Raw genomic sequence first — 13,911 nt, forward strand, 5'->3', positions numbered from 1 at the left:
ATACAGTTACAATGTGGTATAATTTCAAATATATTCGGAGGTATAAATGACTATTTTAAGTGTAGCCTTTTTTGCCATTATGTGTATCTTCTTCTTAATAAGATATATGAAAGAAAAGAAATTTTACGATTTGCTCCTTATTCCCATTTGCATATATGCTGGGGCAGTCAAAACCCCTTTAGTAGAGTACTTAAACTTTAATACTACATTCAAAATAACATATGATATTGCAGCTATTATTCTCGTAATCCTTGCCGTGCTTTTCTTCTTAAAGGATAAGAAAGAGAATCCTACTGCCTGACAAAAAGACCTTTCATGTATTTGAAAGGTCTTTTTCTCTATCTCACTTTACCGCTCCATATAACTTTTCTACCTCATGCTCAATTTGTTTTACATCAATTCGTTCAAATAGAGGCTGCACACTATCAATTTTATTCGGCAACGTATTTTGAGGCTCCCAGTTTTGTTTCACAATCGATAATGTATTTCTAACTCTTTCACTTGAAAATGGTAAAAACGGTTCAAGGAGATTTGCAAAATTAACGATAAGATACACACAATTATAAATCGTTTCTTCGCATGCAACTGGATCATCTTCTCGTTGTTTCCAAGGCTGCCTCTCATCAAAGTATTTATTTGCAAAACGTACTGCATCAAATATTGTTTCTAGCGCTACCTTAAATGTAGTTTGCTCAATGGCCTCTCCAATATTTTTATATAATCCTTCTACTTTACCTTTCAGTTCTACATCAATACTTCCCTTCGGTACAGTACCACCATAATACTTTTCAATAAACTTTAATGTCCGGTTCACAAAGTTCCCGTATGCACCTAATAATTCACTATTATGACTGTAAATGAATTCACGCCACGAGAAATCAGTATCACGATTTTCTGGTGCGTTGACTGTTAAAAAGTAACGAATGGAATCTGGATTGTATCGTTCTAATATGTCTGGCACCCATACTGCCCAGTTTTTACTTGTAGATAATTTTCTTTTTTCAACTGTTAAATATTCATTCGAAACGATATGACGCGGAATAGCTCCTTCTCCTATTCCAAGCAATACCGCTGGCCAAATGATGGAATGAAACGGAATATTATCCTTTCCGTGCACATAATATGTTTTCGCTTCTTTACCCCAAAACTCTTGATCATCTTTCCCTGCTTCTTCAGCCCAATGTTTACTCGCCGAATAGTATCCTGTCACTGCTTCAATCCATACGTAAATTTTCTTATCTTCATACCCTTCTACTGGAATTGGTACCCCAATTGTTAAATCACGTGATACGGCCCTATCTAATAATCCTTCCTTAACATACCTCTCTGTTAATTGAATCGCATTGTCGCGCCATGCTCCTGTTTGTTTTGCAGTTTCTACAGCCCTTTTAATTTGCTCCTGAAATGTATGCAATGCGAAATAGAAATGCTCTGTTTCCTGTACGGATGGCGTACTACCACATAACTTACATTTCTTTTCTAACAAATCAAGTGGATCTAAAATAGCTGAACACGCATCGCATTGATCTCCTCTTGCTGCTTCATGGCAATGTGGACAAACTCCTTCTACATAACGATCAGGTAAAAACTGCGTACACGTTTCACAATACGCTTGTTCCACTGTTTTTTTATAAATATAACCTTCTTCTAATAAACGTAAAAAGACATTTTGAACCGTTTCATGATGGTGCTCACTATCTGTACGTGTATAGCAATCATAAGTAAAACCAAGGCTACGAAAACATCGCTGGAACTCTTCATGATACTTATCAGCAATTTCCTTCGCCGTCACACCTTCTTGTTTTGCCCTAATTGCAATCGGTGTTCCATTACAATCACTTCCCGAAACATACAACACATTCTCACCTTTTGCCCGGTAATAACGTGCTAAAATGTCTCCAGGTAACAAACTCGCAATATGTCCAAGATGTAACGAACCATTTGCATACGGCCAAGCGCCTCCAATAAAAATACTCATCTTACATTCCTCCTTTTAAATATAAAAAAGCCCCGCCCTTATCTTAAAAAGATAAGGGCGGGGCTGTATAAACAGTCGCGGTACCACCTTATTTCGCCAATTACTCACATAACTAGCCTTAACAAGTACGGAGCTATATGCTCTTATACTGTGATTTTGATAACGAGTACCAACTCTCGTCGCCGCCTACTATTATCATTTGATAAGTTCAGGACGAAGCTCAAAGGCCATTGTTCAAATGAATATTCTTGCTTCTTCTCAGCTACCGAAGCTCTCTGGACAGAATGATTTCATTCTACTTTTCCTTTTCAACGCTTTTATATATAACACGTATTTTACGACCTAATTGCAGAAAAATCAAACTTTAATTCAAAAAGAAAAGGAAATCCCCTTCTCACACAGAATAACTATACGTTCACAAAAGGAGTGATTCGATTGAATCAAAAACAACTAAGTAAACATAATGAAAAAAGCTGGAATGCAGCTGCTTATGAAGCTTGGACGAATCGCCACGGGGCGCCAGCCGATTATGCGAAAAAGCTTATGGCAGATCCCGCGCGCGAGGTAGATCACTATTTACCTTACATACAATCTCCAAAAGGAAAACGTATTATTAATTTACTCGGGTCAAAAGGAAATAAAGCCGTTGCTCTCGCTCTTTTAGGGGCTGACGTAACAGTTGTTGATATTTCAGCAAGTAATGCAAAATATGCAAATGAACTTGCCGAAGCAGCAGGTGTCTCTATCCAGTATGTCGTTTCTGATGTATTAAATGTACAGCTCTCCGAATCATTCGATATCGTATTGCTGGAACTTGGTGTACTCCATTACTTTTTAGATTTAAAACCGCTCTTTCAAAAAATTGCTACCTTGCTTAAAGGAGATGGCATGCTTATCCTTCGTGACTATCATCCTGTTTACACGAAATTATTAGGAGTAGACCACCCATCATTTCGGGCCAATGGAAATTACTTCGATGAAGAATTAATTGAAGATGATGTTGCTTATAGCATCCTTCTTACAGAAGCGCAGAAAGAATCGTTACCTAAAACGCTCATCCGTCGCTGGACGCTAGGAGAAATTATTTCAACACTTGCGGAAGAACATTTTAAAATTGAAAAACTAGTTGAAGAACACGGATGTCATCAAAGGTGGGTCTTCCCTTCTACTGCACCGGAAGGAATTGAAGAACGTGTGCCCGGTTTATATACATTAATTGCGACAGCATGCAAAAAAGGATCCCTTCACGGATAGGATCCTTTTTGCATGCTCACGCATATAAGTTGAGGTTGGAGATTACCATAATTCTGTAGAATAGGACACAAGATATTTCAACATTTCGTCTCTGACTTACGTCGTCAAAAAGGGGTATGACCAACATAACGAAGAGTAATGTTTATAGTTGATAGTGATAATCGTTATCAACTAATTAGAAGTATACATGATGTTATTTCAAATTTCAATAGCATTTCTCATTTTTATTTATGATTTTTTTGATATACAAATGTATACATTTTAAGAACATTTACTCATATGAATCTGCCATATTCCATTATCTGCTATAATTTTCATTGAACAGATTAATAACTTCATAATAATGTTTTTATTAATGTCGTTCTTGATATTTATAAATTATAATAAATAGTTTTTAAAAGGTAGGGGTAACGATGAAATATGTTAGTATTCGAAAAAAACTACTCTTCACACTCTTAAGTATTTGTTCCTTATTTAGCATTGCTCTTATTGTTATTCTTTCATTCGCCATGCATCAAGCCAATGAAGTCGAAACATTAAAAAATGATGTATCAAAAAGAGCAACGATTTTAAAAGAACGTGGCGATTGGTTCCAAGCACAAGTTGCTGGTTTACAAGAATATTTACTATCACATGATCAAAAAGGACTGGATAAATTCAACCGAGAAGGAAAAAAACTAGCTGATACTAGAGAAAAAGTAACAAGTGATAAAAAACTCCCAGAAGGAATGAAAGAAGCGATTTTAATGGGAGGAAAATGGCGAAGCGTCATAGATAATGAAGTCCTCCCTCTCGCTCGAGAAGGAAAATGGGACGAAGCATCCAAAATTGCTTTAGCTCAAACCGATTATGTAAACGACCTTTTAAGTCGCTTTACTAAATATACAAATGAAGAAAATGATAAACGTGACGCATTAATTGCTGACGTAGAGTCTTCTTCATCTCTTATTCAATATATTATTTTCTTCTCACTCATTACATGTACGTTAACATCTATTTTATTAGCATGGTGGTTCTCTGGTAAACTTGTTAAACCGATACGACAAATTGATGAGAAATTAAAAGAATTGGCTTCTCAAGACGGCGATTTAACTGCTAGATTGCACGTAACAAGTAAAGATGAAATTGGTGATATCGCCAATTCCTTTAATCAAATGCTCGCTAGTTTACAACGTATTATAAAACAAGTGCAACAAACATCCACAAGTGTCAAAGAAGCGTCTGAAAATGTGTTTATCGAAACAACTACGTCTATGGAAAATACCGCAAAAACCCAAGAAACTATGAATGCCCTTGAACACAACATTCGTTCACAAGTTTCCAGCATCGAAGAAAGTTCAACTGCAATGGATGATATGACAACGAGTGTTCAACGTATTGCAGAATCTGCCTCTTCTGTTGCTAGCCTAGCTGTTACAACTGCTGAAAAAGCAGATAGTGGGAATAAAGTCATTGAGAAATCTATTACACAAATGCATACCATTAACGAAGCTGTTAACGCTACATCACAAGTAGTAGAACGACTCATTACACATACGAATCATATTGATACTGCACTTCAATCCATTTCTAATATCGCGGAACAAACGAATTTACTCGCTTTAAATGCTTCAATTGAAGCAGCACGTGCTGGCGAACATGGAAAAGGATTCGCCGTTGTTGCCGATGAAGTACGCAAACTTGCTGAACAATCTCAGCTAGCAGCAACTGACATTAACCATTTACTTCATCAAATTCAAGCTGACACAAAAATAGCAAATGAAATGATGACACAAGGTCAGTCAGAAGCTTCTGAAGGAATTACAGTTATTCGTACCGCTGGATCTTCATTCTCAGAAATTGTTAACCACATTAACGAAATCTCTACGCAAATGCAAGAAATGTCTGCAACTGCTGAAGAAATGGCCGCAAGTTCTGAAGAAATGAATGCAGCTTTAAATAACATTGCTTCTATTTCAAATGAAGTTGCCTCCGAAACATCACAAACAGCAACTTCAGCTGGTGACCAAGTAAACAAAATGAGTGTCGTCGCTAAAAAAGCGTCTGAAATGAAAACGACTGTACAAGAACTTGAAGTTCTCGTTTCTCATTTCAAAACAAACATTTAAAGCGAAACTTTCCTGTATACTTCTATGAGCTCTAAATTTTTAAAAAGAGAGATTTACAATCTCTCTTTTTTCACCTTAAAATATCTCTTTCTATCTCTCATTCCGTCTGCTATAATTCCTAAAGGAAAGAAGAAAGCTTTATTCCAGTCGGAGTAAAGCTTTCTTTCAATTTTTTACATTTATTAATTCTAATACTAAGATTTCACAAGGAGGCTTTTTATCATATGAATTTTATTAGCATTCGAAAAAAACTAATGTTCATGATGGGAACGATTTGCGCTTTATTTGGCATCGCCTTAGCTCTTATTTTATTTTTTGCTATTGACCAATCTCGTCAAGCTGAAGCATTACAAAAAGAAATTTCTCCTCTAGCAACACAATTAAAAGAGCGTGGGGACGCTTATCAAGTACAACTCTCTGCTTTAAGAGGTTATTTATTACAACGTGATCAAGTTGAATTAGACAAATTTAATGAGATGAGTAAACTTCTTGAAGATACGAAAGAGCAGCTTCTTTCAAATCCTAACATTTCTCAATCTGTGAAAAATACAATGGAATCAGGATCGACTTGGAGAAAATTTATTGAAGAAAAAGTTTTCACTCTTGCAAAAGAACAAAAGTGGGAAGAGGCTTTACAAGTAGCTTATGCAGAAAATGGTACTGTTTATAAAGTAATTGGCGACTTCACAAATTACAGTAATGAACAAGCTAAGTTACGCGATCAATCTATCGAAAAAATTGATCAATCTTCGCTACAAATCGAATATGTTGTCTTCTTATCACTTGTTATTTGTATTATCGTAGCTATCATTCTTGCATGGTGGTTCTCTGGTAAACTTGTTAAACCAATTCAACAAATTGATAGTAAACTAAAAGAATTATCATCTCAAGAAGGTGACTTAACAGCCCGCCTACAAGTAAATAGTAATGATGAAATTGGTACGATTGCAACATCATTTAATAAAATGTTAGAAAACCTACAACATATTATCAATCGTGTTCAAAAAACATCCGTAGAAGTACAAAACGCTTCTGAACATATGCTAGAAAAGACGAATATATCACGCGAGGCGACAATAAGAGTTCAAAGCTCGATGTCTAGCTTAAATGCAAATATTCAATCGCAATCTGCTAGCATGGAAGAAAGCTCAACTGCAATGGACGATATGGCAGTAAGTGTTCAGCGCATTGCTGAATCTGCTTCATCTGTAACTGAACTTGCTGTAACTACATCTGAACAAGCTAATGATGGAAGTTCGGTTATTCAAAAATCCGTTTCACAAATGACAACGATACACGACGCTGTAAATGCTACGTCAGAAGTGGTCGAACGTCTAATCACCCACACGAAATATATTGATACAGCTGTACAATCTATTTCTAATATCGCAGAACAAACAAACTTACTTGCTTTAAATGCATCTATCGAAGCGGCTCGTGCTGGCGAACAAGGTAAAGGTTTCGCTGTCGTAGCTGACGAAGTTCGAAAACTTGCTGAACAATCTAAAACAGCGGCAACAGATATTAACCAATTACTACATCAAATTCAACAAGACACCGAAACTGCGAGCTCTATGATGTCACAAGGTCGTTCTGAAGCATTTGAAGGCATTCATGTCATTCGTGAAGCTGGCAATTCTTTCACAACGATTGTAGAACAAGTAAATAAAGTATCTACTCAAATGCAAGACATCTCAGCAACTGCTGAGGAAATGGCTGCAAGCGCCGAAGAAATGAACGCTTCACTGAATAACATCGCTTCTATTTCGACTGAAGTATCTAGTGAAACAGCGGCAACAGCACAATCTGCTGAGAAAAAAGTCATTACGATGAATGAGATGACACAAACCGCTAGACAAATGAAACAAACAGTTGAAGAATTAGATCAACTCGTATCTCATTTCAAAACTGAATAGCTTTCAAAAAGTATTCCTCTTTCAAGAGGAATACTTTTTTTGAGCTCATTCCCTGCATTATATATATATATCCGTTATAATGAGAATCGATATCATTAATTATGCAGGGGGTGCTACACATGTCACAACAAGCATTTGAAGAAAAGTTATATGCAAACTTAGAAGCTGTTATTGACCCTGAACTAGGTGTTGATATTATCAATCTTGGATTAGTTTATGACGTTACAGCAGATGAAAATAATAATGCTGTCATTACAATGACGATGACTTCTATCGGTTGTCCAATGGCTGGGCAAATTGTATCAGACGTTAAAAAAGTATTGTCAACGAACGTACCTGAAGTCAATGAAATAGAAGTAAATGTCGTTTGGAATCCGCCCTGGTCTAAAGAACGCATGTCACGTATGGCGAAAATCGCATTAGGTATTCGCGACTAAATAAAGTGAAACTTTAATCAGTGGGGGGCTTCATCCCCCACTGATTATTAGCCCTCACCAATCGGGATAAAGAAAGACCTGACATCCTAGTCAGGTCTTTTTCTCTTATTATTTTATGCCTACTGCATCATAAGCTTTCGTTACAGCTTGTACAGCTTTAGAGTTTTTACCATATAAATCTTCAGCTGACTGAAGAGCAGCTTGACGCATCATCTTAAAGTCAGAGTTTGCAGTTAAATATTTCGTAAGAGCACGGTAGTAAATTTTTTCTGTCGCTTCACGGCCTACTCCAGTTACTTTCACGCCGTAATGCTCTCCGCCATCAGACACTAAATATGCAGCTTTATTGTTAATACTACTGTTAATATGAACGCCGCCATTATCAGCTGTTCCAGTGTAGCGTTTATTGTAATGATCTGGGTAACCTTCACCTGGTTTTAATGGATTTGGAATAGATGCTGGATCTTTCAGAGAACGAAGTGCATCACCAGGTTTTCCAGGTGTATAAATGTCAGCACCTAAATCCCAACTCTTCTTCTCAACCATGACACCCATAATATCAGATAACGATTCATTTAACGCACCTGACTCATTTTTATAAACAAGGTTTGCTGTATTTTCAGTTACAGCATGCGTTAATTCGTGACCGATAACATCTAGTCCAGCAGATAATGGAATAAACGTCGTACCGTCTCCATCACCATACATCATTTGTACACCGTTCCAAGCTGCGTTATTCCAGCTTTCTCCGACGTGAACAGTAGAAATAAGCTTCGCACCTTTATCATCGAAAGAGTTACGATTAAATGTCTTTTTGTAGTAATCGTATACTTTCCCTGCATTTACATGCGCATCAACCGCTGCTTTATCTTCGAAGAACTTAGATTTACTCTCAACTTCTTCTCCTGTGTATCCAAGCCATTGTGAGAATAAGTTAAACAAGTTTTCATCCATATTTTCTGCATCAAATGTATGAACACCTTGTCCTCGTTTACCATCAAACAAGTTGAACGCTCCTGTTTTCTCATCTTGAGCAATTTCAAATGATTGTCTATCGCCTAATACGCCGTAACCAAATCCTGTAATGTGATCTACAGCGTTATATTTCTCAATCACATTTCCATTCGTTGCATCAACAAAATAATGCCAGTATCCTGGAGCTGGTTTTGAAATCGATGCTTTAACTAAGTATGCAAGATAGTACTTCCCATCTTTTTCATACACAAATAAATCTTTTTTCACACCGTCATAATTCTTTACTTTACCAACTTCTTTTTCAATATCTGCCTTTGCAATCGTTTCAGCTTGCTCTGCACTAATATTTGCAAACGCAGGAATATTTTTATCCTCTAAATTCGGAATAACTTGTCCGAAGAATGCTTTTACATTATTTTCTTTATCAAGTGTAACAGTTTGATCTGAACCATACACAGGAATGTTATTATGCTTCTCAACTAACTTCACATGTGTCGTACCAGATTCAGCATCTTTTTCCTCCCCAACGACATTGAAGTGTTTATCAATATTTCCTGCTAATTTAAACATATCTTTCTTACTCTCTAAATATTGAAAGACCGTCTCTTTTTTATCTAGTCCTTCCGGTGCTTTCCATTCTTCACCTATGTATGCAGGTGTTTTAAATTCTTGATGATATTGAATTTTTTGTTCTTCCGCTTTCGTTGTCGTTGCTCCAAATGTTCCAAATCCCCCGGCTATAACAGTTAACGCTAATGCTGATGAAATGACTTGCTTTTTCACTATAACATTCCCCATTCCCATAAAGATTTTTGACACTTTTATACAATTCTTATTTTCCGGGCTAATACCTTTTTCTAAATATTGAGAAAGTTTTTTCTGACAATTCCACTCAAAAAAAGAGGACATCCTATCGGGTGCCCTCTTTTTCATAAACGTTCTATTGTCTTTTCAATTCGATTGCTAAATAGTGTGATTGCTCTTTCGCTTCAATATGAATATCTTCTTCTATCGCTTCTGCTGCATCACGCATAACAAGCTTTTCACCATTTATTACACTACTTCCTTCAATTTGTACAAGGTACAATTGACGACCTTCTTTCACAGGAAAATGAATTTCTTTTCCAGCATCTAACGATAAAGAATATAAATTCGCATCTTGGTGAATTTGAATTGGCGCCTCTCCTTCTAGTGGAGATACCATATGAAACCATTCGTTTTCACGCTTGCTCCAATCAAATGTAAACTCACCATAGTTTGGTTTATGATCCGCACGATCTGGTAAAATCCAAATTTGTAATAAACGTAGTGTTTCATTTCCTAAATTATGCTCGCTATGGAATACACCTGTGCCAGCACTCATATATTGAACATGTCCTCGCTCAATTGTTCCGCGGTTCCCCATGCTATCCTCATGTGTTAAAGCACCCTCTACAACGTACGAAATGATTTCCATATCGCGATGCGGATGCATATCAAAACCAGTTTGTGCCGCTACTAGGTCATCATTAATTACACGCAATGCACCGAAGTTCATGTTATTAGGATTATAATAATTCGCAAAGGAAAAATGAAAATGTGTATTTAACCAACCGTGATTTGCTCTTCCCATATTTTTATGATCAACTTTTCTAAACATATCCTTCACCTCATATTATCTCGAATTCAAGATTTATTTCAAAACTTTTTCTCACTGTAATTTTTTTAGTAATTGTAATAATTGATGTTGTTCTTCTACATTTAAATTTTGAAACTGCTCCGCTTGGAACGTTTCTTGAGGCGGGACGATTTCTTCATATAAAACTTTTCCCTTTTCTGTTAACGAAATATATTTTGTAGTACCTTCTTGTTCACGACGAATCCACTCTAGCTGCTCCATTTTATTTAAAAGCTGCGTGATATTTCCCTTCGTAACAAATAGTTTATTTCCAAGCTCTTGCTGCGTTAGACGATTATGCCCTCCAACTTGAGCCAGTACATCAAACTGAGCGGCAGATACATTCCATTCTTTCAAATGCTGATTCGTCTCACGAATACTTTTGTTATAAAAACGTGATAAACGAAACCATAATAGTAATCCGAGTCTATCTTCTGTTTTCATTCTATCACCTCGCTCGTTTCATACCACTAGTTTAGAACTAAACTTTATAAAAGTCAATCACTTACTTATAGTAAACAACAAAGAAAGCACAGTGCCATTTCTCCACTATGCTTTACATTAACTTTCTATTTTTATATTCATCTAACTTCCTCTCCGCGAACTTCCTCGCATCTTTCTCAATCCATCTATCTTCGTACAATTCACTTCCAACATACAATACTTCGCTCTTATGCTGCATCGCATGGCGAAATTCATGCAGTAGTGTTTTGAGCACTTGCTCATACTCTTCCCACATACAAACAAAAATTAATTGTTTTTCTTTATGATAAAAACCACCTACTGGGAATAAAAATTCCTCTTCTTCTTCTCCTAACGATAGAAGCACATGATTCGCATCACACGTATCACAAAAAATAACTGGCGTTTTACATACTTCAATCAATGAAAACAAATCAGCTCTAAGCCTTTTGACATCCCAAGGAAGCTCCGAATCCAACACATACCAATTCTCCACCTGTTGATATACATTTTGAAACTGGAGTTCCATTTCTCTTTATTCCCCTTTCCAAGCACCCTTTTTCTATATGTATGCCACAATATGGTAAATATTAAACGTATTCTTTCATCCTTGAAAAAATGCCAATAAAAAAGGAATCTATGTCGACATAGATCCCTTTTCCGTAATCACTTTTTTTTCATCATTTTTTTTAATACAAAGTAACCAATTGCACAAACAATAGCAGCAAGTGCAAAGTATTTCACATATGGCCCAGCTACTTTATTAATACTTTCCCACTCTGTTCCTAATTTAAAACCTAAATATACAAATACAATTGACCATGGAATAACAGCTAATGTAGTTAGCGTAATAAACTTAGCATGTGACATTTTTGCAATACCCGCTGGTATCGAAATAGCATGACGTACCACAGGAATAAAACGAGCAGTAAAAATAACACCAGTTCCGTAACGATTAAACCAAGCTTCAGCATAATCAATATGTTTCTTTTGAATTAAAATATATTTGCCATATCGCTCAAGAACAGGTCTTCCTCCGTATCGACCAATCCAATAAATGAATAGTTGTGCAATTACACCACCAATTGTACCGAACGCGACAGCGCCCCAAAATGTAATACTTCCTGTTGATACTAAATAACCTGCATAAGATAATACGATTTCACTTGGGATAACCTCTAACATTAATCCAAGCATAATCCCCCAATAACCAAGCCCTTCTAGAAAAACTAAAACAGAATGAATCAACTCTCCTAACATCATGTACCTCTCTTTACTGTTTTCATTGCAAAAAATAAAAGTACAAGCAGGAAATATCTCGTACTTTTATTTTTTAAATTTAGTTAGCCTTTGTATCCCACTTAAAGATTTTATTTAAAAATTTATATACATTCTTTGACTCTTTCGTCAGAAGTGGACCTAAGATCGATAGTATAAGCACGTATAGTGCTGAGAATGGTTTCAGTACTGACATTAAACCACCCGCGATACCGATATTAGCCATAATGATGGAGAATTCTCCTCTTGAAACGATTGTTAATCCAATATTTGTTGACGCTTTATGAGATAATCCAGCTTGTCGCCCTGCAATCATCCCTGCAACAAAGTTACCGATGATTGTAAGAAGGATAGCACCTAACGTTAACCATATCGCTCCGCCTAATGAAAACGGATCAATACTTAATCCGAAACTGAAGAAGAAAATAGCTCCGAAAAAGTCTCTAAATGGAACAACGAGATGTTCAATTCTGTCACTATGTTCTGTCTCAGAGAAAACTAATCCTAAAAGAAGTGCTCCAATTGCTTCGGCAACGTGAATTGTTTCTGAAAATCCTGCAATAAAGAATAACGAAGCAAATACTACAATAATGAAAATTTCATCTGAGCTAATATTAAGCAATTTATTTAATAACGGCGTTGCCTTTCTAGCTACAATAAAGAATAGAAGCATGTATCCTAAAGCAATTCCAATTGAAGTAAGAGCACCTAGGAAGGAAGCATGATCTCCTAGAACTAAACCTGATACAACTGATAAATATACAGCAAGGAATATATCCTCGAACATAATAATTCCTAAAATTAATTCGGTCTCATTATTACCAGTTCTTCTTAAATCCACTAACACTTTAGCAACGATAGCACTAGAAGAAATCGTAATAATACCCGCAATAATTAAGATTTCTAGTAAAGGGAATCCCATTATAAATCCGTATAATAAGCCAAGTGAAAAGTTAATTAAAATATAGATTGTTCCGCCAATCGCAATAGAACGTCCAGATTTAATTAGTTTTTTCATCGAAAACTCTAGTCCTAGATAGAACAGAAGGAACAGAACCCCAATCCGTCCAAGGAAGGAAATGACACTTGCACTTTCAATAAACTTGAAATCGATAACACCTATTGTCGGCGCATGTGGTCCCACTAACATCCCAAGAACAATTAGAAACGGAATTACTGAGAATTTAAACTTTCCAGCAATTACTGCCGCAATTGCAACTAACACTAACGCTGTACCAACTTCAAAAATTAACGTATCCATCTAGTCAGTCCCCCTATTCGAAAGTAACTCATTAATAATCTTTTTAATTTCGTCTCTCTCACCTGAAACTACAAGCATATCGCCTTCTTCAATTACCGTTTCTGGCCCTGGATTAAATAGCTTTTTCATATTCTTTTTCATAACTGCAATGATCGTTACGCTATATGTTTTTCTTATTTCAAGATCACCGATTGTTTTTCCAAGTGCCGGAGCTGCATTCTCCACCTTGAACCACTCAATTGCTAAACCTTCAAAGACCATCTCAACATTTTCTAATGCTCTAGGCTTATATACCATTCCACCTAATATTGCTGCAATTTGTCTTGCCTCTGAGTCACGTAATGAAATACTTGAGATACTTTCTTCATGATCTGAATCAAAATGATACATTTCTCTACGTCCATCATCATGAATGACAATCACCATCTTTTCGTTACCTTTCGTAACGATTTGAAACTTATAGCCAATACCCGGAAGTTCACTTTCTCTAATATTCATATTTAGCTCCTCCACAACATTTTTTATTTAAATTTTCTGTTTTTCTGTCTTTTATTCATCCAATCAACTTTAGAAATCCTAACCATT

General features: G+C 36.2%; 13 protein-coding genes and 1 other annotated feature. Of the genes, 5 read left to right on the top strand and 8 right to left on the bottom strand.

Annotated elements, in window-relative coordinates:
- The first annotated feature begins 46 nt into the window (after positions 1-46).
- Positions 47-301, top strand: coding sequence for a hypothetical protein (locus K5S59_RS08115; protein WP_000154150.1), 255 nt, complete (start codon positions 47-49; stop codon positions 299-301).
- A 42-nt stretch (positions 302-343) separates the two neighbouring features.
- Here the strand turns inward: K5S59_RS08115 and metG are convergent, their stop codons facing one another.
- Positions 344-1,978 (bottom strand): methionine--tRNA ligase, encoded by a 1,635-nt coding sequence (metG, locus tag K5S59_RS08120; RefSeq protein WP_120450981.1) that lies wholly within the window; start codon positions 1,976-1,978, stop codon positions 344-346.
- Positions 1,979-2,028: 50 nt separating this feature from the next.
- Positions 2,029-2,299, bottom strand: a binding site (T-box leader).
- 114 nt (positions 2,300-2,413) lie between these two features.
- Between metG and K5S59_RS08125 the strand changes: the two genes are divergently transcribed.
- The 4 genes from K5S59_RS08125 (at position 2,414) to K5S59_RS08140 (ending at position 7,693) form a co-directional block, all read left to right on the top strand.
- A complete protein-coding gene (locus K5S59_RS08125) occupies positions 2,414-3,232 on the top strand; it encodes a class I SAM-dependent methyltransferase (protein WP_001072222.1) in 819 nt (272 codons plus the stop codon).
- A 413-nt stretch (positions 3,233-3,645) separates the two neighbouring features.
- Positions 3,646-5,340 (top strand): methyl-accepting chemotaxis protein, encoded by a 1,695-nt coding sequence (locus K5S59_RS08130; protein ID WP_098257781.1) that lies wholly within the window; start codon positions 3,646-3,648, stop codon positions 5,338-5,340.
- 224 nt (positions 5,341-5,564) lie between these two features.
- The gene (locus tag K5S59_RS08135) at positions 5,565-7,256 is read left to right on the top strand and encodes a methyl-accepting chemotaxis protein (protein WP_001009438.1); all 1,692 of its coding nucleotides are present in this window, start codon (positions 5,565-5,567) and stop codon (positions 7,254-7,256) included.
- 119 nt (positions 7,257-7,375) lie between these two features.
- The gene (locus tag K5S59_RS08140; protein WP_000082521.1) at positions 7,376-7,693 is read left to right on the top strand and encodes a metal-sulfur cluster assembly factor; all 318 of its coding nucleotides are present in this window, start codon (positions 7,376-7,378) and stop codon (positions 7,691-7,693) included.
- A 108-nt stretch (positions 7,694-7,801) separates the two neighbouring features.
- On the opposite strand, the gene nprB is transcribed toward K5S59_RS08140, so the two are convergent.
- The 7 genes from nprB to K5S59_RS08175 all read right to left on the bottom strand — a co-directional run bounded on the left by nprB (position 7,802) and on the right by K5S59_RS08175 (position 13,824).
- A complete protein-coding gene (nprB, locus tag K5S59_RS08145; RefSeq protein ID WP_141523809.1) occupies positions 7,802-9,451 on the bottom strand; it encodes a neutral protease NprB in 1,650 nt (549 codons plus the stop codon).
- A gap of 157 nt (positions 9,452-9,608) precedes the next feature.
- Entirely contained in the window at positions 9,609-10,307 is a 699-nt protein-coding gene (locus tag K5S59_RS08150; protein ID WP_000488940.1) for a pirin family protein, read from the bottom strand.
- Between the two features lie 51 nt (positions 10,308-10,358).
- Positions 10,359-10,769, bottom strand: coding sequence for a MarR family winged helix-turn-helix transcriptional regulator (locus K5S59_RS08155; protein WP_000845463.1), 411 nt, complete (start codon positions 10,767-10,769; stop codon positions 10,359-10,361).
- A gap of 112 nt (positions 10,770-10,881) precedes the next feature.
- A complete protein-coding gene (locus K5S59_RS08160) occupies positions 10,882-11,316 on the bottom strand; it encodes a DUF3920 family protein (protein WP_098257783.1) in 435 nt (144 codons plus the stop codon).
- A gap of 137 nt (positions 11,317-11,453) precedes the next feature.
- Entirely contained in the window at positions 11,454-12,047 is a 594-nt protein-coding gene (gene uptA, locus K5S59_RS08165) for an undecaprenyl phosphate transporter UptA (protein ID WP_000900204.1), read from the bottom strand.
- 79 nt (positions 12,048-12,126) lie between these two features.
- A complete protein-coding gene (locus tag K5S59_RS08170; protein WP_212982007.1) occupies positions 12,127-13,326 on the bottom strand; it encodes a cation:proton antiporter in 1,200 nt (399 codons plus the stop codon).
- Complete coding sequence (locus tag K5S59_RS08175) at positions 13,327-13,824, bottom strand: cation:proton antiporter regulatory subunit (protein WP_001026070.1); 498 nt, start codon at positions 13,822-13,824, stop codon at positions 13,327-13,329. It lies immediately after the preceding gene.
- Between the last annotated feature and the right edge of the window lie 87 nt (positions 13,825-13,911).

The sequence above is a fragment of the Bacillus sp. BML-BC051 genome, from assembly GCF_019656175.1.
Classification (GTDB): Bacteria; Bacillota; Bacilli; order Bacillales; family Bacillaceae_G; genus Bacillus_A; species Bacillus_A mobilis.